The organism is Congregibacter sp., assembly GCF_047617445.1.
Taxonomy (GTDB): domain Bacteria; phylum Pseudomonadota; class Gammaproteobacteria; order Pseudomonadales; family Halieaceae; genus Congregibacter.
In genome coordinates, this window is record NZ_JBLGBE010000042.1 from 1 (window position 1) to 21,944 (window position 21,944).

19 protein-coding genes are annotated in these 21,944 nt (G+C 57.1%); 7 read left to right on the forward strand and 12 right to left on the reverse strand.

The window, feature by feature from the left end:
• The coding region (locus tag ACI9KD_RS10710) for a DDE-type integrase/transposase/recombinase (protein ID WP_414981160.1) at positions 1-207 on the reverse strand (207 nt) is incomplete at its 3' end.
• A 420-nt stretch (positions 208-627) separates the two neighbouring features.
• Between ACI9KD_RS10710 and ACI9KD_RS10715 the strand changes: the two genes are divergently transcribed.
• Positions 628-1,383 carry an SDR family oxidoreductase gene (locus ACI9KD_RS10715; protein WP_414981161.1) on the forward strand — a complete coding sequence of 252 codons (756 nt, stop codon included), beginning with the start codon at positions 628-630 and terminating at the stop codon, positions 1,381-1,383.
• A gap of 95 nt (positions 1,384-1,478) precedes the next feature.
• Here ACI9KD_RS10715 and ACI9KD_RS10720 read toward each other — a convergent pair whose 3' ends face one another.
• The 7 genes from ACI9KD_RS10720 to ACI9KD_RS10750 form a co-directional block, all read right to left on the reverse strand.
• Positions 1,479-1,841, reverse strand: coding sequence for a DDE-type integrase/transposase/recombinase (locus ACI9KD_RS10720; RefSeq protein WP_414981162.1), 363 nt, complete (start codon positions 1,839-1,841; stop codon positions 1,479-1,481).
• 339 nt (positions 1,842-2,180) lie between these two features.
• Complete coding sequence (locus ACI9KD_RS10725; protein WP_414981163.1) at positions 2,181-3,860, reverse strand: thiamine pyrophosphate-binding protein; 1,680 nt, start codon at positions 3,858-3,860, stop codon at positions 2,181-2,183.
• 63 nt (positions 3,861-3,923) lie between these two features.
• The gene (locus ACI9KD_RS10730) at positions 3,924-5,519 is read right to left on the reverse strand and encodes an FAD-binding oxidoreductase (RefSeq protein ID WP_414981164.1); all 1,596 of its coding nucleotides are present in this window, start codon (positions 5,517-5,519) and stop codon (positions 3,924-3,926) included.
• A gap of 39 nt (positions 5,520-5,558) precedes the next feature.
• Positions 5,559-5,795, reverse strand: a complete 237-nt coding sequence (locus ACI9KD_RS10735; protein WP_414981165.1) for a lipoyl domain-containing protein — start codon at positions 5,793-5,795, stop codon at positions 5,559-5,561.
• 6 nt (positions 5,796-5,801) lie between these two features.
• Positions 5,802-7,817, reverse strand: a complete 2,016-nt coding sequence (locus tag ACI9KD_RS10740) for a thiamine pyrophosphate-dependent enzyme (RefSeq protein WP_414981166.1) — start codon at positions 7,815-7,817, stop codon at positions 5,802-5,804.
• 44 nt (positions 7,818-7,861) lie between these two features.
• Complete coding sequence (locus tag ACI9KD_RS10745; RefSeq protein WP_414981167.1) at positions 7,862-9,391, reverse strand: class I adenylate-forming enzyme family protein; 1,530 nt, start codon at positions 9,389-9,391, stop codon at positions 7,862-7,864.
• A 3-nt stretch (positions 9,392-9,394) separates the two neighbouring features.
• Positions 9,395-10,276, reverse strand: coding sequence for an amidohydrolase family protein (locus tag ACI9KD_RS10750; RefSeq protein WP_414981168.1), 882 nt, complete (start codon positions 10,274-10,276; stop codon positions 9,395-9,397).
• 211 nt (positions 10,277-10,487) lie between these two features.
• Here ACI9KD_RS10750 and ACI9KD_RS10755 point away from each other — a divergent pair, with 211 nt between their 5' ends.
• The gene (locus tag ACI9KD_RS10755) at positions 10,488-11,273 is read left to right on the forward strand and encodes an IclR family transcriptional regulator (protein WP_414981169.1); all 786 of its coding nucleotides are present in this window, start codon (positions 10,488-10,490) and stop codon (positions 11,271-11,273) included.
• A 27-nt stretch (positions 11,274-11,300) separates the two neighbouring features.
• On the opposite strand, the gene ACI9KD_RS10760 is transcribed toward ACI9KD_RS10755, so the two are convergent.
• The 4 genes from ACI9KD_RS10760 to ACI9KD_RS10775 form a co-directional block, all read right to left on the reverse strand.
• Positions 11,301-12,851 carry a GMC family oxidoreductase gene (locus ACI9KD_RS10760; RefSeq protein WP_414981170.1) on the reverse strand — a complete coding sequence of 517 codons (1,551 nt, stop codon included), beginning with the start codon at positions 12,849-12,851 and terminating at the stop codon, positions 11,301-11,303.
• The gene (locus tag ACI9KD_RS10765; protein WP_414981171.1) at positions 12,851-13,312 is read right to left on the reverse strand and encodes a hypothetical protein; all 462 of its coding nucleotides are present in this window, start codon (positions 13,310-13,312) and stop codon (positions 12,851-12,853) included. The genes ACI9KD_RS10760 and ACI9KD_RS10765 overlap by 1 nt, the downstream gene beginning before the upstream one ends.
• The gene (locus tag ACI9KD_RS10770; protein ID WP_414981172.1) at positions 13,309-13,824 is read right to left on the reverse strand and encodes a hypothetical protein; all 516 of its coding nucleotides are present in this window, start codon (positions 13,822-13,824) and stop codon (positions 13,309-13,311) included. Before ACI9KD_RS10770 ends, ACI9KD_RS10765 begins: the two co-directional genes overlap by 4 nt.
• Before the next feature lie 86 nt (positions 13,825-13,910).
• Entirely contained in the window at positions 13,911-16,118 is a 2,208-nt protein-coding gene (locus ACI9KD_RS10775) for a TonB-dependent receptor (protein WP_414981173.1), read from the reverse strand.
• A gap of 290 nt (positions 16,119-16,408) precedes the next feature.
• On the opposite strand from ACI9KD_RS10775, the gene ACI9KD_RS10780 reads away from it, so the two are divergent.
• The 5 genes from ACI9KD_RS10780 to ACI9KD_RS10800 all read left to right on the forward strand — a co-directional run bounded on the left by ACI9KD_RS10780 (position 16,409) and on the right by ACI9KD_RS10800 (position 21,834).
• Positions 16,409-17,011 carry a cysteine hydrolase family protein gene (locus tag ACI9KD_RS10780; protein ID WP_414981174.1) on the forward strand — a complete coding sequence of 201 codons (603 nt, stop codon included), beginning with the start codon at positions 16,409-16,411 and terminating at the stop codon, positions 17,009-17,011.
• Complete coding sequence (locus ACI9KD_RS10785; protein WP_414981175.1) at positions 17,008-18,336, forward strand: MFS transporter; 1,329 nt, start codon at positions 17,008-17,010, stop codon at positions 18,334-18,336. Before ACI9KD_RS10780 ends, ACI9KD_RS10785 begins: the two co-directional genes overlap by 4 nt.
• A gap of 653 nt (positions 18,337-18,989) precedes the next feature.
• Complete coding sequence (locus ACI9KD_RS10790; RefSeq protein WP_414981176.1) at positions 18,990-19,625, forward strand: TonB-dependent receptor domain-containing protein; 636 nt, start codon at positions 18,990-18,992, stop codon at positions 19,623-19,625.
• Positions 19,626-19,890: 265 nt separating this feature from the next.
• Positions 19,891-20,844, forward strand: a complete 954-nt coding sequence (locus ACI9KD_RS10795; protein WP_414981177.1) for an MBL fold metallo-hydrolase — start codon at positions 19,891-19,893, stop codon at positions 20,842-20,844.
• Positions 20,845-20,913: 69 nt separating this feature from the next.
• Positions 20,914-21,834 (forward strand): ROK family protein, encoded by a 921-nt coding sequence (locus tag ACI9KD_RS10800; protein WP_414981178.1) that lies wholly within the window; start codon positions 20,914-20,916, stop codon positions 21,832-21,834.
• Positions 21,835-21,944: the final 110 nt, after the last annotated feature.

A 21,944-nucleotide genomic window follows, 5' to 3' on the forward strand; every position in this document is an offset into this window, starting at 1 on the left:
CTTTCTAGGCTCCCTACCATGCGCCCTCATCAGGCGCTTGAAGAAACGCTTAGCAGCAGCCCGATCCCGTTTGGCTTGAAGATAGACGTTGACCGCTTTGCCATCCTGATCAACAGCCCGCCACAGGTAATGCTGCTTGCCGTTGATCCTGACGAAAACTTCATCGATAAAGAATGTATCGCCATACCCTCGGTGTTTACACTTCAAACGGCGACTAAAAATGGCACCGAACTAGATACACCAGAGACGGATTGATTTTCGGGTGACTGTTATTCCACGCTCCGCCAACAGGTCTTCGATGTCGCGGTGGCTCAGATTGAAGCGATAGCAGAGCCAGACGGCGTAGGAAATGATATCGGGAGGGAATCGGTGCCGTTTGTAGGTATCAATCGCCCGATTCTATCAATGTTGCTGGGTTAACTTGTCAGTATGATCGCTACTTATCCGGTCCTGTTTGAGTTGTGCAAATGATCAGTCTGTTGAAGAACTGATAAGCTGATAACGGACATTTTAACGGACTGCGCCGAAATTCTTGGATGGGAGCTGCTTGGTTCGGCGAGAGTTACAGGTAGGGACAGTGGCCCTGACGCCAGTCTAGTTGGTGAAATTGGAAACGGTGGAAATTAAATGAGACTCGACCTTTCGGGAAAAACAGCGCTCATAACAGGGGCCGGCCGCGGCATTGGGGCTGGTATTGCCGATGTGTTCGAAAAAGCGGGTGCCCGTGTTGTCCGTGCGGATATCCATGGCGGGACCGATTTTCGGCTGGATGTAACCAAAGAAGAAGACTGGAAGTCTGCAATTGACACCTTGGTAGAACACCATGATGGTTTGGATATTCTCGTTAACAACGCTGGAGTCATGTTCGGCGAAGCCATTGAAGATTTAGGGCCGAACTCGCTCGATTTACTACCCGCTGTGAATATTCGAGGGGTGCAACTGGGCATGAAGTACGCCTTTCTGGCAATGCAGCCGGGCGGTCAATTCGGGAAGGGTGGCGTCATCTTGAACCTTTCCTCCACCGCCGCCTACATGTCGGCCCCCGGGTTCTCTGCCTATTGCGCCAGTAAGGCCGCTGTCGAAAGACTCACCAAAGTAGCCGCAATGGAAGCGGGCCGCGCCCACTATAATATTCGTATTAACTGCATCTACCCCGGCAATATCGATACGGCCATGGCGTCCAGCTTAGCGCAGGAAATTGTTGCTGGAGGTGGTGCTCCTACCGAGGACGCAGCAAGGGATATCCTCCGCAAGGCTGCCGCACTTGAGCGCCTAGGCACCGTTGAGGACGTCGGCAAAGCTGCACTGTTTTTATGCTCGGATGCGAGCGGCTTTATTACAGGGGCTGGTCTGACTGTTGACGGAGGAACGGGCTTGGTTTGAACGCCGCAAATAATTGGCTTTTCATGCTGGCGCAGCGCGAGGAGGGGGTGTTAGCAAGTTAATAACTCCCGACCGCAGAAATCTGTGACCTGGTCTCAAACCACTGCCCTGCTCAACTCGCTAAACGCACTGACCCTGAGATCACGATAATGCTGCGCCCTTACAAGATGCCGTCCCAGGTTGAACAAGTTTAAAACCTCAGCTTGAGCGCTCAAAAATCGCTGAGTCTGTTTCACTGATTTGAATCGCCTCATTCCCAGCTCTCGAACTCTGGTCGCTTCATGCGATTGCTCTGCGCGGTTATTGGCATACCGATCCGTTACATGGACTACTTCAGGCATTACTTCGCGGTGAGCTACCGGATAGCTCCACAGTAAACGCTTGAAGAACCGCTTTGCAGAAGCACCATCACGCTTGGCCTGAAGGTATACATCAACAACATCACCGTCCTGATCCACCGCGCGCCAAAGGTAATACTGCTTGTCATTGATCTTGATGGAGACTTCATCGATGTAGGAGGTGTCGCCGTAGCATCGGTGCTCTCGCTTCAGTCTCCGAGCATACAGCGCGCCGAATTTGATGCCCCAGAGGCGGATTGCTTCGCGACTAACCGTGCCTCCCGTTCAGCGAAGATATTTTCGGTATCACGATGGCTGAGATTGAATCTACAGCAGAGCCGGACGGCGTAGGCAATGATATCGGGCGGGAAGAGATGACGTTTATACGTGCTCATGGGTCAAGCTTACCAATTTCAGCCTGTTAACTTGGCGATACCGTCGAAGCCTGAAATTTTTGTCCTAGTAGTCCAGCGGAATCATGGTTGTGGGATCAAGTTTTAAGTCGATCAACAGAGGACCGTGACGATCGCTCACCGCCTGACAGGCAAGCTCGAGCTCGGCCAGATTGCGAACCGCAACACCTGAGCCACCCAGACTTCTAGCCAGCTCCGAAAACTCCGGCCAGCCAAACAGAGACAGTTCCCGGCTGATGTTGCGCGCCTCGTATTGCACGTGCTCCGAGCCATAGCTCCCGTCATTACAGACGATGACAATAAGATCTGCACCCTCGCGCACCGCGGTATGAAACTCCGCCACGCCGCCGAGCATAAAACCGCCATCGCCTACCACCAGCACCGTCGGTCGGTCGGGCGAGCCTATGGAAGCACCGATCGCGTAACCCGGGCCGAGCCCGATGGAGCCGAAGTTCACGGTATGAATGAATGACCCGGGGCGAGTCACGTCCAGCGCCTTCCAGGCCTGTCCTACAAAGCGGCCGATATCCGTAACGACGATACGGTCGCCGGGAATGACCTCGTTCAGTCGCAGCAAGGAGCGCGTCAGATCAACCGTATCCTGCGTTGCCGTGTTTGCAAGACCTGCGAAAGTATCGCAGCTCGCGATTTGCTGACGAATCTCTTCGCTCCTGAACGCGCTAGCCGGTATTTCTGCCTCATCGAGCCAGTAGAGGATCTCTGACACGGTGCTCACAGGATCCCCCATTAGGACAGCATCCGGAGAGCAGTGGACTCCCAGATCCCCAGGCTCAAGGTTGCATTGGATGACGCGCTTGCCCGCAAGGAGAGAACCATTAGCCGATGTCCACTTATTGAGGCTCGCTCCGAACGCGATGACGCAGTCGCTTTGTAGGATCAGCTCATTAGCCACCGGCGTGCTCAAACCACCAAAAACACCCAAGTTGTAGTCATCGCCGTGGAACAGCCCCTTTCCCTTGAGTGTCGTGGCTAACAGGGCACCGGTTCGTTCCGCGAGCCTGAGCAGTGCCGCTTCGCTCTCAGCGGCAATCGCGCCACGCCCGGCAAGCACAATAGGACTGCGGGCCGCAGCGATTATTCCTATCGCATTATCCAGTTGCTCACCCGCGCTCTTGAAGGGCCCCTGGTATCCATAATGCGCCAAGCTCGGGACGTAACTACAGGTTTCCCAGCCGAGGTCCGCGGGGATATTCAGAACCACCGGTCGACGTTCAAGATGGGCTGCACGCAACGCCTGCAGCAGATCCTCCACCACAGTCGCAGCGGAACGCACCTGAACAAATCCTGCCCCGGTGGCCAGCACCAGCTCTCGCTGATTCACATTCTGAAAATGATCTCTGGCTTCAGCGGCGGTATCACCGCAAAGCAATAGCAGCGGTATTCGCCCTTTTACCCCATCGATCAGGGCCGTCAGTGTGTTGCTAAGACCGGGGCCATGCGTGACGCTCGCCAGGCCGGTTTTCCCAGTAATCAACGCGTGTCCGAGCGCCATAAGCACAGCACCGGCCTCATGCGTGGCGGCTACAAACCTTCCCCCACAGTCGTCAACAAAGCTCTGCGCCATGAAGAGATTGGCGTCTCCGAGCAAGCCAAACATGGTGTTGAGATTGTTTTCGACAACAGCCTGGGCGATGGCCTTGTTCACAGAGCAATTCACGTAGTCACCTTTCGCAATACCTATGGAATCTATCAGCAGCCGGAGCATGAATCACCCTGCAGCGACAGGTTGTGGTGTCCCGGCCAGGACAGCATCGTTATACGTTCTTCACTATGGCTTAGGAGATCCGTCAGGAGTTCTGATGCCAAGTGTACCTTTCGCGATACGTTCGCCGGGATCGAGGTGTTCTTTCAGTGCCTCAAGTAGTGCCAGCTGCGGCGTCGCGAGGCGTCCAGCGTACTCGTAGAAGCGGCCGAGCTGAACGTGCTGCCCACCCAGTTGGTCGAGTTCTTTTGCCAACTCCGCACGCAGTGTCTGAACGGCGCTATCGCGCCTTGCCGCGTCGTCACAGGGATCGACCTCGGCTTTCGGAACGACTTCCTTGTGCAAAGGATAGAGAGCAGAGGGCCAAAGGAACATCGGTTCGACGACCAGGTGATCGCCCCCGGTACTCAGCGCAAGAAAGCTTCCTTGCAATCCGGGCACGTCAGAGGAACGGCAGCTGTCTTCCAATGCCTCTGCGGCACGACTCAGAACACCGTCGGCACGGGACAAATCAAATACGGCGCTCACCGGTGCCCAGCGCTCGTAGTGCTGACCCAAAACGCCGCGTACTGAATAAGGACGGGTCGCCATTGCCTCGGCGACCGTCGTGGTCAGTGCCGCCCACCCCTGCCCTCGAGCAAAGCGGGACGCCCTCCCCAGTAATTCAAAAACCAGCTCGGGACTATCGGACTCAAAACAAACATGCACCGTCCAGCTGTCTCCCGGATCCCCAGCACCGCGGGAAAGCGCGGTCAGGACCAGGTCAGATACACCGCGAAGGCGAGAACGGAAGCCTCTCTGCCCGGCGAGAATCCGCAATGCGACAGACATGCTTTCACGCCAGGGTTGCGACCTGAGCGAGCGCCCACGACCGGGATCAAAACAGTAAGCGCGAAGGGTGCCGGGCGGCGCGGCGAGCTCGACAACAAACTCTCGGAAGTCCTCGGGGCGCGGCAAGGCACAGGCAAAGAACGCACGATGCCGCGGGATCTTCTCCAGCTTGATCCAGGCACGTGTCAGTATCCCGAATGCACCGCAATCACCGATAAACAAGCCGGTCAGGTCCGGGCCCTGACCCCGCCACAACGGAGAAAAATTCATATCCGTTGCGAGAGCACCAGTCCGCAGTAGTTCGCCCTCGGCCGTGACAATTTCCAGAGCGCAAACACCCGTCATGTCGCTGGGCATGCCTTGGCGTATCGACGCTGCGATGGTGGAGCGACTGCCGGATATCGGCGCCTGCAGGCAGGGGCGCATGCCCGAACCGGCAAGCGACTCATCCAGCGCCTGCCAGGTCACACCGGCCTCGACACAAACCACGTTGCTACTGCCCACATGCGCACTAATGCTGCGCAGCACAGACAGATCAAGTACGACAGAATCCGGGCCCTGCGCCAGGTATCCCCCACTGTAGGAGAGCCCCGCACCGCGAATTTCAACGGACAGCTCAAGCCGGCGGCAAACCAGCGCCAGGGTCTGCACTTCCTCGACGGACGTCGGTCGCAGAGCCGCGAAAGGTCTGTATGCCCCGGGCAGGACCAGATCACTGGAAAAAAGCGTCAGCGTGTCCGGATCGACGACTAGCCGCTCGGCGAGATCGTATTCCTCCAACAATCCTCGCAGTCGATCCAGCATCTTGTCCGGTGCGGCGGCCACGGTCACGACTCAACCAGGCGTGGCCAGGCGACGACCCCTGACTTATCAGCTGCGATGAATAACCGCAATGGGCGTACCAACAGCCAAGTCCTCACCCGTTGCGCAGAGGTCGTTAATGACACCATTGAACGGGCTCTCCACTTCCATGGCAGTTTTTTCCGTTTCGACAGAATACAGCGGCTGCCCCTCGCTCACATGGGCTCCCTCGGAAACCAGCCACTCGGAGATCGACCCCGAGCGCATGGACTGTGCGAGCTTAGGTAACTTGAGCGTAACTTTCATAATGTCTTAGGCTCCAACAAGCCGTGCGGCACGCTCGACCACGCCGGCAGCGTTCGGGAAGTGCTGGGCTTCCAGCACCTTACTAAAAGGTACAGGCGTGTAGGCGGCGCCGTATCGCGCCACCGGCGCCTTCAACTCGGAGAACAACGCTTCACTCACCTGCGCTGCGATCTCCGCACCTACGCCGCAGAACTCGACGGCGGGGTGCGTGATGAGAAGCCTTCCGGTCTTGCGCACGGACGCGAGCACCGTATCCATATCCATGGGCAACACACTGCGCAAATCAATAACCTCAGCGGAGACCCCCTGCTCAGCCAGTGTTTCGGCTGCAGCGGCCACCTCGCCCACAGCCCAGCTGTAGGCGAGCAATGTGACGTCTGAGCCCTCGCGCAACACCTTGGCCTTACCAAAGGGGATACGGTAATCACCCTCAGGAACGGGGCCTGGCACGAAGTAACAGTTCATCGGTTCGATGATGATGCAGGGATCAGGGTCATGAATGCTGCTCAGCAGCAAACCCTTTACGTCTGCCGGGGAACTTGGACATGCGATTTTCAGGCCGGGAACATGAGCGAACCAGGACTCCAGAGACTGGGAATGCTGAGCGCCGAAACTACCGGTACTGCCGGCGGTGAGCATGCGCAGTGTGATGGGCACGTTCGTACGACCGCCAGACATGTAGCGCAACTTTGCTGCGTGGTTGGCAATCTGATCCATACACACCATCGCGAAATCAACGATCATGATCTCCGCTATGGGCTTCATGCCCGCCAGGGAAGCGCCGATGGCAGCCCCGACGATGGCCTGCTCACTGATCGGTGTGCCGCGGACGCGCGCGTCGCCATGCTTCGTCGACAGCCCTGCGGTTGCCTTCACGATACCGCCAGCGGGATCCATAATGTCCTCGCCGAGGAGCAGCGTGCTGTCGTCGGTGCTCAACGCCAGGTCAAGCGCTTCGTTGACAGCTTCCGCATACGTGATCTGGCGTTCGACGTTAGACAGGTCCGGCTCGTCGAAAGCCTCCGCATGATAATTACCAGGCAGCAGTGACGCGGACTCGTACACATCCTCGAAGAATTCCCCCGACTCATGCTCCGGCGCGCTATCGGCGGCCTCCTGTGCAGCAGAGACCTCAGCCGCCGCCTCCTTTTCAATGTCTGCGAGCAACTCCTCTGTCGCCCAACCTTCCTTGAGCACGCGCGTTCGGAAGCGCGCCAGCGGCGGATTGGCCCGGCCCTCTGCAAGCAGCTCTGCATCCATGTGCCCCTCGTCAGATCCGAAGGAATGCCCTTGCAAGCGCGGTGCCACGCATTCGAGCAGCGTCGGCCCTTCACCGGACCTGGCCCGCGCGATGGCCTCACTGGCCGCCGCGTAAACCGCCTCCGGGTCCGTGCCATCCACGGACGCACTCGCCATGGCGTAGGCAGCACCGCGATCGGCAATAGACTTCACTCGGGTCGATGCGGAGAAATCCGTGTATTCGGCATACAGGTTGTTTTGGCAAACAAACACCACCGGCAACTGCCACAGGGCCGCCATGTTCAGAGCCTCGTGAACGGCACCGATATTGGCCGCACCATCACCAAAACTACACAGCGTTACCTTGTCGGAATCGCGAATCTGCTCGGCGAGCGCCAGTCCGTTTGCAATGGGCACGCCAGCACCGACGATCCCGGTGGTCACCATCAACCCGCTATAGGGGTCCGAAAGGTGCATGGGGCCGCCTTTACCCTTACTGGTACCCGCCGCCGTGCCGTACATCTCGGCGATGACCTCGGACATGGGCGTGCCTTTGGCGATGACGTCGTGGACGCCACGATAAGTGGTGACAAAAAAGTCATCGCGGTTGATCAGCGGCGCCATGGCGGCTGGAATTGCCTCCTGCCCGCCGCAGGGGTAGTACTGGAACTGCAATGCGCCGGATGCGAGACCGCGCTGAATAGCCTTATCGCAGGCCTGAATACGCACCATATTACGAAAAATGTGAACCGCCAGTTCGGCGTCGAATTGCGGGCTAAACATGAGTCTCTCCTGTGTCTGCATAGGACGATAAAACCGAGGCCGCGCTAAGCGGTCGGTCCCATCACGCGCAGGTCTTTCTTGAGGATTTTTCCCGAGGCGTTGCGCGGTAGCTCATCTAACAGCGTGACACCCCGGGGCACCTTGTACGGGGACAATAACTCCCTACAGCGGGCGACAGCGCCATCTATGTCCACTGTTTCGCCCGGTCTGGGGACGATAAACGCATGTACGCGCTCACCCCATTCATCGTCGGCAAAGCCGACCACAGCCACCTCGGCCACGCCGTCTTCGGCGGCAATGATTTCTTCGATCTCCGCTGGATAAATATTGATACCGCCGCTGACGATCATGTCCTTGGAGCGTCCGACAATAGAGATAAACCCGCGCGCATCACGAACCGCCAGATCCTGCACAGTCACCCAGCCATTCTGAATGGCATCGGCTGTTTCCTTCTCGCGGTTAAGGTAGCCAATGAAGGTATAGGGTCCCCGGGCATACAACTCCCCCACTTCGCCGCAATCGCACAGCGATCCGTCCAATCGCCGAATCTCGATTTCCATTTCAAGAAACGGCGTGCCAACGCTCTTCGGCAACTCCAGTATCGTGTCTGGACGCATATTTGTGACGATTCCCCCTTCCGTGGAACCGTAGGTTTCGTGCAGTAGACCAGAACCAAACCGTGCCACGGTCAGTTCCTTGAAGCGCGGCGACAGTGCAGCGGCATTGGAGATGATTGCGCGTAACGCATGGCGCTCCACAAGTCCTTGGAAGCGCAATTCAGGTAGATCATGGATCCGCTTGAAGTGTGTCGGCACCATAAAAACGCCGTGAATATCCCCGTGTTCAATGCGTGCCACGATGCTTTCGGCATCACTTCCGTCGTGCATGACACAGGTGCCGCCGTGACTCACCGCAGCTAGCGCGAAGGCAAACCCGGCACCGTGATACAGCGGCGCCAATGACAGAAAACGGTCGCCAGGACCGAAGCAGCCATACTCAATGGCGCTCGCCAGACACACCAACGCCCTGCTGCGGTGCGGCAGCATCACGCCTTTCGGGCGACCGGTGGTCCCGGACGTGTAAGAGATACTGAAAGCCGCATACTCATCCGCCTGCGGTGTCTCGGCGTCGGGCGCCCGCGCCAGCAGCGCCTCGTATCCATCATCTAACAGCACCACAGGCACAGCCATCGTCTCGGCCAGCAATTGATGCTGGTCGGTCAGCGCCGGGTCAATGAGTGCCAGCGAGGGGCGGCAGTCTTCAATAATGTCTCGGAGTTCGGCGTCACGGAGCCCGGGATTCAGCGTCGCCACCACCATTCCGGCCTCAGACAAGCCGGTGACGATCTCAAGATATTCCAGACGATTGGGTGACAGCAGCACCACCACGTCGCCAGCGGCCAGCCCAAGCTCGTGCACCGCGGCAGCACCTACTCGGCGCAAACGGGAGGCCAGCTCCGAGTAGCTCAAGCTGCGGCGCTGCGACTCGACCGCAATAGCATCGGGAAAGCGCTGCGCAGCGTTCAGAATTCCACGCGCTACCGTAAGCGGCGCGCTGGCCGTGGCCCGCTGCATCACTCAGTCGACCTCGGCCGGGAATCGGTCAGCGAGGGGCGGAAACACGCGAAGAGCGTTATCGCGCAGCACTTGCTTGAGAGCCCCGGGGCGAAGATTGTGATCGGCCACCTCGCGCATGGCTCGCCTAGGATCAATCACCGGCCAGTCGGTACCAAACAAAACCTTATGGCTGCCATAGCTATTCATGTAGTGCACCAGCGACGCAGGGAGGTGCTTAGGTGCATAGGCGTCGATGCCGATAAACACGTTCTCGTGCTTCCAGGCCATGGCGATCATTTCGTCCGCCCAGGGTGTACCCACATGGATTCCAATGAGTCTTAATTCGGGAAAATCGATGGCGATCTGATCCAACAGTATGGGACGCGCCACCGAGGGTAGTCGCACATCCTTCTGGTAAATCAGGTTCTGCCCCACCTGCATCATGATAGGGATATCCAGCTCGCAGCATTTAGCGTAGATGGGGTACCACTGCGGTGCATCCGGAGGCAGTCGGAACCAGTGCGGGTAGCAATGAGCGCCGACGAAACCCAGCTCTTTAACCGCGTATTCAAGGTCACGCAGTTGCTCCATACCCAACCACGGATCCACTCCCGCAAGACCGGAGTAGCGCGTTGGCATTTCGCGGCAATAGCCTGCGACCTGCTCGTAGGGTATTTCGATGTTGTATTTCATTTGCCGGCCGCCGGCGCGCACGGCGATAAGAAGAGAGTGGTCTACCCCCGCCTCATCCATGATGCCGGCGTAGCGTTGGATATCCACACCGCCGCGCATGTCCTCGGGCATGCGCACCTGCTCCATAAAGTGCTCGTCGAAACCATTCTGCTTGTTAACGATCTCGGTGGCCGTGAATGGATTCACGACAATATCAATAGCTCCAGCCATCCCTGACACTCCGTCTTAAAAAGCAATCATTCGCTAACTAACCGGGACGCACGCGGACAACGACATTCATCGTCTGCCTGAGCCCAAGGTTCTGTGTTCGAAGCGGCGTCACCCGATAGCCTTCGGGCCTTGCCTGCATCTGTTTAGAATGTACCTTTGCTTCCAGATATGTAAACCTATGGTTCACATAGGTGAATACAAGAGCAGCACCATGCCAGGCAGTCCGGTCAAATCAGCCGCCCGTGTCGCGGAAATACTTGAGTTGTTCGCCGAAGAACGACGCCCTCTCTCAGCAACTCAAATCAGCAAAACACTCAGCTACCCGAAGTCGTCTGCCAATCTGCTGTTACACACGCTCGTCGAATGCGGCTGGCTATCCCTGAACACAGAGTCCATGCTTTTTTTCCCGACGCTGCGTGTCGCTGCGCTCGGCGACTGGCTGCCCTCTGCGCTTTTCGGAGGCGACTCAACGGAAGCCCTGGTGAAGGAGCTATGGGAGAAAAGCCAGGAGACATCAACACTGTCGATTCCCAACGGCGTGCGCATGGAGTTCGTACGCGTGCATGTGGGCACATTTCCAATCTCTTTGAACCTGCCCGAGGGCACACACGTGCCGATGTTCGGCACAGCGGTTGGCACCGCTTACCTGCAAACTCACCCGGATGACGCCGTTGAAAGACTCTATAGCCGCGCTGAAGCTGAATCTGCGCTGACAGATCCAGACCGGAATTTTTCTGACTATCTCACCGAGATTCGACAGGCGCGCCGACGTGGGTACGCCGTTGGCTACGACAGACTGCTCTCGGACACGGGCGCCCTCGGCGTATGCGTTTTTGCCGGCGGCCCAGGAAACACGGTCGTCATGGGCGCCGGAGGCCTGAGCAGTCGTATCGCAAACAGCGAAGTAAGGATCTCCAAACTGATGCGTCAACTTGCCGCGAGAGCGCAAAAACAGGCGACGGCAGGTTGGCGGCGCAGCGAGTTACGCTCGCGATAGCTGCAGGCCATCAGAAAGGCTGACGCCTCAGGTAACTTCACCGAGGAAGAAATGCGCTTGCCGCAGTGCCAGAGCCACGATCGTGAGCGTAGGATTCTCTGCCGTAGAGGTCGGGAACAGACTTCCGTCGGCGATAAACAGGTTCGACACCTCGTGGCTGCGACCGTACCGATCCGTCACACCGTCCTGAGACCGCAGGCTCATACGCGCCGTACCAAGATTGTGCGTAGCCGATGGAGGAATACCAAAGCGAACGTCCTCTCCTCCCAACGACGCAAACAGGGCCTTGGCGCGCCCGCGGAAATGCTCGCGCATCCGGTCGCAGTAAGAGTGCTCGTCTACATGCACATTGGCCACGGGCAGACCAAACTTGTCTCGCTGGGCCCCATCCAGGGTGATCCGGTTACCCGGTCTGGGCATTTCCTCTCCGTTCATGAGAATTCCGGCGAGATGATCATAGGACGCCATGAAGTCGGCGAAGTCCTCCCCCCAGGCATTACCTCCCACCAGCATAGCTAGGGAAACCGGCGCGAGCGCGAGCGCTTCCATGAGATATCCGCCGGCAAAACCTCGCGCAGGATCATGCACGTCTTCGTCGAACACCGTCCCGGGGGTGACAATTCCACGGTGCATATTCACCGGTCCGGGCATGCGGGCAAATGCCAGCGCGTTCACATGCCGCATGTAGTGACGCCCGACATGGCCATGGGTATTGCCAAGGCCGTCAGGGAATGCCGCACTGTCCGACAACAGAAGTAAGCGGGCGGTCTCGATCGCGTTGCAGGCCATAAACAACCAACCCACGCGCTGACGCTGCAAAGCGCCCTTCGGGTCCCGATAGATCACCGCCTGCGCCTTCCCTTTCTGGTCCACCTCTACGCGTACCGCCTGACAGCCACTGCGCAAATCGAGGTTCCCCGTCGCCTCCGCGCGGGGAATCTCGGAGGCCAGGGTGCTCCACTTCGCGTTGATCTTGCACCCCTGGTTGCAAAACCCCATTTGCAAGCAGCCGGGGCGTCCGTCGCGGGCCACCGAGTTAATCGCGATATGACTGTTGGACACGCGTTGGTAACCACAACGTTCTGCAGCGGCACGCAGTACCTTGAAATTATTGTTGGGAGCGTGCACGGGAATGTCGTGAGTACCCGTCACACCGAGCCTCTGCTCGGCGACCTCATACCAGGGCTCAAGTTCTTCAAAATCGAGGGGCCAGTCCGCGAGGGAAGCTCCATCGACAGCACCGTAAACACTATGCGCTCGTAATTCATGCGCCCTGGCACGGTAGGCCAGGCCATTCCAGTGCAGTGTCGATCCACCGACTGCCTTGACGATCCATGCCGGCATTGCCGGCGCAATTTGGGCAGCAAGGTAGCTACCGGAGGCAACACGCGGGTCCAGCCAACTTAGCTGTGTGTAGGCCTTCAGGTCATCCTGATGCCAGGCGCCGGCCTCGATACGCTCCCCCGCCTCCAGCAAGACGACCCGCTTCCCCGCCGCCGTGAGCCGCTCAGCGAGGGTGCCTCCGGAAGCGCCAGAGCCAATGACGACAATCGCCGGCTCGTCGAAATCAACGTGCATTACGCTTCGCCATGGGGTAGCCAGTCGATATCGTCGAAACCGCGTGCCAGGTAGCCACCATGCTGAATTGATGCCCCCTGATAACCAAACTCCCGGGTCAGAGCAAGATCGTTATAGAGCATCATCAGCGCATGAAATCTGAAAACCAGGAAATCCGGCGTGTGTTCGATCCTGCCAAGCAGGGTCTCGCGCCTCGACGTGGGCCCAGAGACAAAATCGGCCGAGCCAAGGACGACCGCCAAACGCTCAGCCTGAGATGTATTACTTGTAAGAAATGCGGCGGCGACGATTTGATAATGTGCAAGCGAAACATTTTTATGCGGAAAAAGTGTGTTCGCCGCCAGGGCAAGCACCTCGGTCGCATCGAAATCCTCCGTTGCTGCGGATGCCGAGACAGCACCACGCCAACCCAGCGTTGCGAGCAGCGCAAATAATGAGAAACGTCGCCGGTCCAGCCTCACCCGAAGCTCCGCAGCAAATCCTCTCCGCGGAAGTCCTGCGCCGCCTGACGCATTTGGTCGATCATGGCACGAACGGATTCATCAAGCGTGACCAGCTCGGTGAGCAGTCCTGTTTCAGGGCGGGTATCGAGCATCGCGATAGGCGTACCGGTCGGGAACAGCCCGCGCATGACGAGCTGGTGCCGATTGCCCTCCGCATCGAGATAGTCGTCAATATCGTTAACCAAGAGAGCGACATGGTGCGCCGCAGGCGCAGGGGTCGCCGAGAACAACCCGGTGGAGTCATCCGACACACGGATCAGCTCGATCATCGTGTCGCCACTGTAGCCCAGTAGAATACTCAGGCGCGGAGATAACGCACCCACTGGATACAGCATCTCGCTAAACTCAAAATCATCAAAACAATAAAAAGGACCCGCACCGCGACGGCACCAGTCGCTAGCGGCGGCCTCCAGATCATCGACGAGAAACGCCATCTGGTAAACGGTGCCTTCTTTATACATTGCGCTCATGTAAAGCACTCCTTTGCCGATCACCCGCACAGCGGGGATCGGCTGTCTCTCAGACTTTATTCAACGTCCGGCTGATCCTGTGCCCGCTATAGCGAGACCTCAAATTCAAGGCTGAAGTAACGAGGCTGTCCGGGGTATGCAGGCGCAAAGCCCAAGCCAGAGAAATCGAGCAGACTGTGATAATACTGCTCGTCAAAGCAGTTTCGACACCGCGTCATTACCTTGTAGCGCTGACTCTCGCTCTCCCAGCCAAACGTTGCGTTTGCAAGATCGTAAGACGTCTCCGAAATAGGCACGTTGGACGGCGCTACGTAGTGGTCGCCAATCATGCTGTAGTCAAAGTTGGCGATAAGCGACCCTCGCCCGGAGTTCAGTGGGAACACACCCGAGACGCCAATCTTTCCCTGGAACCCCGGGAGACGCTGCAGATCGTCGCCCAGTGCATCATCCAGACCGGGGGGTAGATTGCCAGCGTATTCACCTTCCATGAATGCAAAGTTGGCAAAGAGGTCTATGTAACTGTTGAGCCTGAAGGTGCCCTCAGCCTCGACACCATAAATTTCGGCATCCGTTGTGGCGCCGGAAAATCCGCCATTCACATTGGTAAAAGTGTTGAAGAGATCCTGGAAGTCTGTGTAGAAGGCTGCGAAGTTCGCGCGCGCTCGGTTATCAAAGAATTGCATCTTTAACCCCGCCTCGTAGGAATCGACGATTTCCGCCGGGAAATCCGTGAGTTCATCGGGGTTTGGGAACACCAGACGAGCCAGCCAGCCCCCGGACTTAAAACCGCGCGAGTAGCTCGCGTAAAGGTTAAGGTCGTCGGTTGCTGCCCAGTTCACACCAACGCGCGGCGTGAACTCGTTGAAGTCGATTGTTGACGGCGTGCCAAAGCCCTCAACGTCGGTCATATTGAAGAGAAGAAAGCGTTCATCCTCTCGGGCGGGAAAGCTACCGGGCGAAGGCGCGGTGTAGAATTGCACGTCAATGTTCTTCTCTTCCGTGGTGTAGCGACCTCCGAGGAAAACAGATACCGATGGGCTCATGTTCCAGGTAACTTCTCCGTACGCTGCGTAGCTTTCGGAGTCGGTCTGCAGGTCCTGCTGGAAGTACAGCGGCGGCAAGGTAATAAAGCCGTCGCCACCTGGCACACGCAGATTAAACTCATTGCCGAGTACCGAGTCGCTCTCTTCCTTGAAGTAAAAGAGGCCCGATGTGAAATCGAACTTGCCGTCTGCAAACGAGCCCGACAGGTTGAATTCCTGGCTTATCTGATCCGAGTCGTTGTCGGTAAATAACTCGTAGATCGGCGTGACGCTGTCAGAAAGGTCGAGGTTATAAACCTGGATCGTCTCACGCACAGCGGTCACAGACTTAAAGGTCATGTTCTCATTGATGTCCCAGAAGGCTGTCAGCGAGTAACCCGATCCTTCGCCTAGGTTTCTCTGCTCCGTATCCGAGTAGAGATCGTACAGACCGATGAACGCCGGCTCGGAGGGCAGTGGCGTAAGGTTAGCCGGATACACAGAGTCGCTATCATCTTCCATGTAGTCGGCGGTGAGGATGAAACGCAGGTTATCGGAAGCCTGCCACAGTGCTGAAACCCGCCAACCATAGAAGTTCGTTGTGTTCACATCCCGGCCCAGAGTCAGGTTACTCGAGTAGCCATCATCCTCTTGCGACATCGCATTAACCCGAATTGCCAGCGTGTCATCGATGAGGGACGTATTGAAACTGCCGCGGACAAACTGCTGTCCGAAGTTACCGATCCCGCCGCTGAGCTTGCCTTCGGTCTCAAAGCCCGGCTCCTTGGTAATGACTTTCACCGCACCCGCGGATGAGTTCCGTCCGTACAGCGTGCCCTGTGGCCCACGCAGCACCTCGATGCGCTCAAGGTCGTACAACGCGAAATTGTTGACTCCCTGACGGGCGATGTAAACATCATCAACGTATACGCCTACAGCCGGGTCCACTGTCACAATGGACTCGGTAGTACCTATGCCGCGTAGAAAGAACGTAACGGCGGTGCTCTGGCCAACGTTGTTGGAGCCGATCAGGCCCGGAACCTCGGTAAAGATGTCCTGGGTAGACAAAATCTGGCGGCGATCCATGGCGCTTTCATCAAGTGCAGTTACGGCAATAGGTACCTGCTGTAGGTCTGCCGAACGCCGCTGTGCGGTTACCACAAGTTCTTCGAGCACGGCCGGCCCCGAGTCCTGCGCGAAGACCATAGGTGCTGTTATCGGTGCGACTATCGCGGCCGCAACCGCCGTTACAAGGATGTGCTTAGCATTCATCTTATTATCTCCAGCAAGAATCGACCCGAACCCACTTCACCAATTATTTTATTTTCCTCTCACCCGTCTAGACCCTCTAAGAGACCAAAAACGACCGAGCAAAATTTACTCTACCCGAGAATCACGCGTTTTTCATCGACTGATAACGTCAATACGGCATGATTGCACGAGCACGACTCTACGCGCTGATCCAGATATGTAAACGGGCCATTCACGTATATGAACAACGCTTCACCTTATTCGTCGCCTATATCTACACTGCCAACCTTCGGCCAGTAGTGAGAGACGTTATGGAATTGCACAAAAACAAGGCAGCTTTGATTGTCATCGATATGCAAAACAGTTTCTGCAAGGCCGATGGTCAGGTCGCCGCTATCGGCTTAGACACCAGCGCCTGCCAAGCGGCGATCCCAGACTGCGCTGCGGTGCTGGAAACCGCGCGGGCCGCCGGCATTCCAATCTACTTCACGCGCTATGTTTACCAGACAGACTATGCCGACGGAGGAGTCATGGTCGACCACATCATGCCCGAGCTGGCGCAGGTCAGCGCACTGCAGGCAGGGTCTACAGACGCGGACATCGTTCCCGAGCTGACGCCGCGCGAAGGCGAGCAGGTGATCGACAAAAACCGCCCCAGCGCGTTCTACAAAACCAATCTTGAGGCACAGCTGGCAGAAGCGGGCTGCGAGCAATTGGTGGTATGTGGCGTGACCACCAACTGCTGTGTCGAGAGCACGGTTCGCGACGCCAGTCACCGCGACATGCAGGTCTTTGTGATTGGGGACGCCTGCGCCGAACTGGATGCGGAGCGCCATGCAGTGTCGCTGAGAAGCATGGACATGCTGTTTGCCGATGTCATAGACAAAGCGTCATTTCGGCAATCCATGTCGTGAGTGACGTAGCAACAGAGACACCATCAACGAAAAACTACCCGGCCGCAGGAGTTGCCTGGTACTCCATCAGCGTACTGCTTATCGTATACACCATTGCCTTCGTTGATCGCACAATTCTTGCACTACTCGTGGGGCCAATTCAGAGAGATCTCGGCATTTCCGACACCTTGATGGGCCTGCTGCACGGCATAGCCTTTGCGCTTTTCTATGCCGCACTGGGCATTCCCATCGCACGACTCTCGGACCAACACTCCCGTCGCTGGATCATTCTCGTGGGTATGGTCGTATGGAGCGCAATGACGGCCGCCTGCGGTGTCGCACGAAACTTCTGGCAGCTGTTCATTGCTCGAATTGGCGTTGGTGTCGGCGAAGCGGCCCTCTCCCCAGCGGCTTATTCGATGATCGCCGACATATTCCCCCCCCACCGTCTGGGTCGCGCCCTGAGCATCTACTCTTCGGGCGTGTTTTTCGGCGCAGGCATCGCCTTCATGCTGGGCGGCGCTATCATCGGCGCACTCGAAGCCGTGCAGACGATCGTGCTGCCTGTTGTGGGCGAAATACGCTCCTGGCAAGCCGTGTTTTTCATGGTGGGCATACCCGGCGCGCTCTTTGCTCTGCTGATGCTCACAGTACCCGAGCCCGCGCGTAAATCCCTCATACCCACGACCACTCGAATGGCACTCCCGGGCCTGTGGAGCTACATAAAAGCAAATCGACGCGTAGTCGGTGGGCACTTTCTCGGCTTCTCTCTTTTAGCCGTGGTTTTTAACGGCTATATAGCTTGGGCGCCGACCCAACTTATCCGCGATTTTTCAGTGAGCGCCGGCGAAGCGGGACGCGCGCTGGGGGCAGTGATATTCCTGTTCGGGGGTTCAGGCATCGTAGTCGGCGGCATAGTTGCAGACCGGCTTTCCAAGCACGGCTACAGTGACGCCAACATGCGGACGGGCGTCATCGCCGCGGTGGGCTTGCTGCCCGCCTGTGTGCTGGCCCCCCAGATGTCGAGTTTCGGCGGCAGTATCGCTGCTTATGCGGCGTTCTTCTTTTTCTCCAGCTTTCCCTACGGTGCCGCCGCAGCAGCTCTCCAGGTGATGGCACCCCACGACCTGCGCGCAAGGCTCTCCGCTATCTACCTGCTTGTACTCAACCTGATAGGCATTGGCCTCGGTCCACTTACCATTGCAGCTGTTAGCGACCATTTTTTGGGCGGCAAGGCCTACCTTGGAACAGCCATGAGCATCGTGTCGGCAGTGGTGGTTCCGGTCGGCGCACTGATCCTGCTGCTCACACTTCCCGCTTTCCGACGCCTCGTAAAAGGGAGCTGAAACGGACCGCGCCTTGGCAACGGCGGCGGAACAGCTCTCCAGGTGCTGCAACAGCTCCTTGGACACGCGGGACTCAGTGCTATGCTCACATGAGTACTCAGACGCTGCGCGATACCTGTGAACTCCCCCGAGATTTCGTAGTAAAGGCAGTGCGGGCAATCAAACCCATCCCATAAGCTTCCAGGTCGTCCGCAAAATGCGGCAGTGGATTGCATCATCACCATACCAATGTTCCAGCGTGATTGAACGATACGCCACGGCCTCTTAGCTAGCCCTAGCCAAGGTTGAGTCGGTGTTCGATGGTTTTCAAGATCATCTTGTCCCCATAGGCACGCGTTTCGTTATCAATGCCCAAAAATTGCGCGAGTAACTGAGTAGCCCTAATTTTTTTACTCTATCCCAGGATCAAGGAGTGAACAAACCTTAAGGGCCAGCAGGAGAGTGATGAAGGACTCTAGATTGTTATGAGCTACGGTCCTATCTACATACTGCTAAAAGTAGTTGCAGAAAACCGGAAGCTGACAGTGCCTAACAAAGGGGCACTATCCTTGGGGTGTGGGTAAGGTGTGGGGGTGCTGGACTTGGGCCTCGGAAGGTCCCATAAACACTAGAAATATGGCGGCTGGAATGCGCGCGGCACCTCTGCTGTAGAGATGCAGGCATTTGGTCCTGAGTTTTTAGATTCCTACGAAGCTGACATACGCGGTGACTGGATGGACAGCCGTCTTCGCGTCAACGCTACGGTGTTCCTCGCCGAGTACAGTGACTACCAGGTAACTTCGGTGTTTCCCGGTAGCTCAACGTTCCTGACGCTCAACTCTGGCGAAGCCAAAGTGTCCGGGCTGGAAGTAGAGAGTGTCTTCGCACTTGCCGCCTCCAGCAACGTTTTCCTTAACCTCGGCCTGATGGATTCAAAGTACACGAAGCTCACAGACAGCGCTCAAGCTGCAGGCATCGGTCTTGAACTCCAGCGCGCGCCCGATGCCTCCGCTCAAATCAGTTTGAACTCAACCATGGATCTCGGAGCGTCGGGTAGCCTGGGCTTCTCGGCAGACGCTAAATACACCTCGGACTTTGACACAAGCCCAAGTAACGATCCCGAGGGTTTTGTTGAGTCATTCACCTTAGTGAATTCACAAGTACGCTGGACAAATCCATCGGACTCAGTTTCGGTGGTTGCCGAATGTAGCAACTGTTTTGGCAAGGAGTATCACGTGCACAACCCGTTTGGCATGGTGTATCCCGCCGAGCCAATGTTGTGGAACTTGCGCGCTCAATATCGTTGCTAGAGATTATGTACACGAGAAGGGCTACAGTTTGCAGCCCTTTTTTTTGGCCTAAAACTCGACCGCCGCCGCAGGTATTCGGGCTCAACGTCATAGTATTACGCGTAGGAACAGGCGTGAAAGAAGGTACGGTAAATAGCTTGAATTCCTGGCCTCGATTGAACATCTTTCAATCGCAGGGGCGCCCGTCGCGTCGGCCTCAGTTTTTATCGAGACTGCAGCGTCCGATGCTATATTCACCCCCCTTCCTCCCGGCAAAAAAACCACCATGAATAAGGCTGTTTTTGAAGCACTTGGCGACGACATTTACTGCATCGATGCCCTTTACATGGCGCCAGACATTGCCTGCTGTTACTTGGTGGTTAGCGGCTATGAATGCGCCCTCATAGAAACGGGCACAGCTAACAGCGTAGAGAATATTCTTGCCACGCTCAAAGCCTTGTCCATCGACGAGGCGCAATTGCGCTACGTTATACCCACGCATGTTCACCTGGATCACGCTGGGGGCGCCGGTGCGCTGCTGCAACACTTCCCTGATGTAGAACTGCTGATCCACCCCAAGGGTGCGGCGCACATGATTGATCCGACGCGTCTTATCGCCAGCTCACAGAAGGTGTATGGAGACGAGCTGTTTGCCAAGCTATATGGCGATGTCTTACCGTTGGATGCTAATCGTGTACGAGTATTGGACGATGGCGAAACGATTTTGCTGGGCAAGCGGCGACTGCGTGTACAACATACCCGGGGCCATGCCGATCATCACTTTTGTCTTTTTGATGAGCAAAGCCGAGGCTGGTTCAGCGGCGATATGTTTGGCGTAAGTTATGCACGGCAGCGCTATGCCCAAGGCTCCTATGTGATGCCAGCGACTACGCCCACTCAGTTCGATCCTGCGCTCTACCAGGACTCTGTTACTGCCTTGTGCGAGGTGAAGCCAAGACTGTTCTACCTGACCCACTATGGCGCACTGGTCTTTGAAGAAGCGCAGCGCGAGCGATTGCTTCGGCAACTGGACCGCTATGCCCTACTAGGTCGTGAATTTACGGGTGATCTCAAATCACTTGAAGCGTCGGTGCTCGATGCCACCCGCGCAGAACTCGCGAAGCTAATCCCTGAATCACAGGCAGAAGCCGAAGCGGCAGCCCTGGGCGTAGACGCGACACTCAACGCTCAGGGAATTGCCTGGTGGGGAAACAAGCTGTCTTTACGGCGCACAGCGTAAGTCGTCTGCCCGCTGTCTCTCCCCACGGCTGGACATTGAGGAACTCAACAGGCAAAAACGAGGTGCCCAGTGACAAATAACAAACTACTGCTAGGCGTAGACCTTGGCGGTACCAAAATTGAGGCAGCGCTACTTAACCGCGATGGTGAGGTTGTGCATCGCAAGCGCAGCCCTACTCCCATCGACAGCTACGCCGGACTGTTATCGAAGATCAGGCGCTTGTGTGAAGATTTGGAGAGCTCGGCAGGACTTTCAAGGCCGCTGCCTCTGGGGATCTGCACGCCGGGCTCGCCCTCCCCTGCCACGGGCTTAATGCGTAACTGCAACAGCACCATCCTCAACGGTCAATTACTGCGAGCAGATCTGGAGAGCCGTTGCGGTCGCCCTGTGCGCATCGCCAATGACGCTGACTGCCTAGTGCTCTCTGAGACAAGCGATGGTGCGGGATCTTCAGCGCGCAGCGTTTTTGGCGTAATACTTGGCACTGGAGTCGGCGGCGGGCTTTTTATCAATGGCGCTCTGTTGCAAGGGCCTAATGCGGTGAGCGGTGAATGGGGTCATAACCGTATGCCTCTGGAGCGATTACCGGCACTGCCTGATCAGCTTCTCAAGCCCCGCCCCTGCTACTGCGGCAGGCTGGACTGCATCGAAACGTGGCTCAGTGGGCCGGGGCTAGCGCTAACGCACGAGCGACTGCATCGCGAACCGATTAACGTAGAGCAGCTACACAGTCAGCAACTCGATGCAAAGCACCGCGAAACACTATCTGCATACACGCAAATGCTTGCCGCCGCATTAGCAGGCGTCATCAACATTGTAGACCCGGAGGTTATTGTTCTGGGCGGCGGACTCTCAAACATTGATGTCATCTACGCATCGATGCCAGACCTACTGCAGGCGCAGGTTTTTTCAGATATCAGCCTCACTGAGGTTCGTGCAGCACAGCACGGCGACAGTAGTGGCGTCCGCGGGGCGGCGTGGCTCTGGTAGCGCCGCGACGCCTTGGCCCAGTGCTGAAAAACCCCTCATAGACACACGGGGCTCGCTGTGCAAAATAGCGTGGGCAATAATGACAATAAAAATTCCTGGAGAAGCACATG

Excerpts from the sequence above, each read along its gene's own strand:
- ACI9KD_RS10750 (WP_414981168.1), bottom strand. The coding sequence starts at position 10,276 with ATGGCTGGAGCTATTGATATTGTCGTGAATCCATTCACGGCCACCGAG.
- ACI9KD_RS10780 (WP_414981174.1), top strand. The coding sequence starts at position 16,409 with ATGGAATTGCACAAAAACAAGGCAGCTTTGATTGTCATCGATATGCAA.
- ACI9KD_RS10770 (WP_414981172.1), bottom strand. The coding sequence starts at position 13,824 with ATGAGCGCAATGTATAAAGAAGGCACCGTTTACCAGATGGCGTTTCTC.
- ACI9KD_RS10795 (WP_414981177.1), top strand. The coding sequence starts at position 19,891 with ATGAATAAGGCTGTTTTTGAAGCACTTGGCGACGACATTTACTGCATC.
- ACI9KD_RS10775 (WP_414981173.1), bottom strand. The coding sequence starts at position 16,118 with ATGAATGCTAAGCACATCCTTGTAACGGCGGTTGCGGCCGCGATAGTC.
- ACI9KD_RS10735 (WP_414981165.1), bottom strand. The coding sequence starts at position 5,795 with ATGAAAGTTACGCTCAAGTTACCTAAGCTCGCACAGTCCATGCGCTCG.
- ACI9KD_RS10790 (WP_414981176.1), top strand. The coding sequence starts at position 18,990 with ATGCAGGCATTTGGTCCTGAGTTTTTAGATTCCTACGAAGCTGACATA.
- ACI9KD_RS10725 (WP_414981163.1), bottom strand. The coding sequence starts at position 3,860 with ATGCTCCGGCTGCTGATAGATTCCATAGGTATTGCGAAAGGTGACTAC.
- ACI9KD_RS10745 (WP_414981167.1), bottom strand. The coding sequence starts at position 9,391 with ATGCAGCGGGCCACGGCCAGCGCGCCGCTTACGGTAGCGCGTGGAATT.
- ACI9KD_RS10740 (WP_414981166.1), bottom strand. The coding sequence starts at position 7,817 with ATGTTTAGCCCGCAATTCGACGCCGAACTGGCGGTTCACATTTTTCGT.
- ACI9KD_RS10760 (WP_414981170.1), bottom strand. The coding sequence starts at position 12,851 with ATGCACGTTGATTTCGACGAGCCGGCGATTGTCGTCATTGGCTCTGGC.
- ACI9KD_RS10755 (WP_414981169.1), top strand. The coding sequence starts at position 10,488 with ATGCCAGGCAGTCCGGTCAAATCAGCCGCCCGTGTCGCGGAAATACTT.
- ACI9KD_RS10715 (WP_414981161.1), top strand. The coding sequence starts at position 628 with ATGAGACTCGACCTTTCGGGAAAAACAGCGCTCATAACAGGGGCCGGC.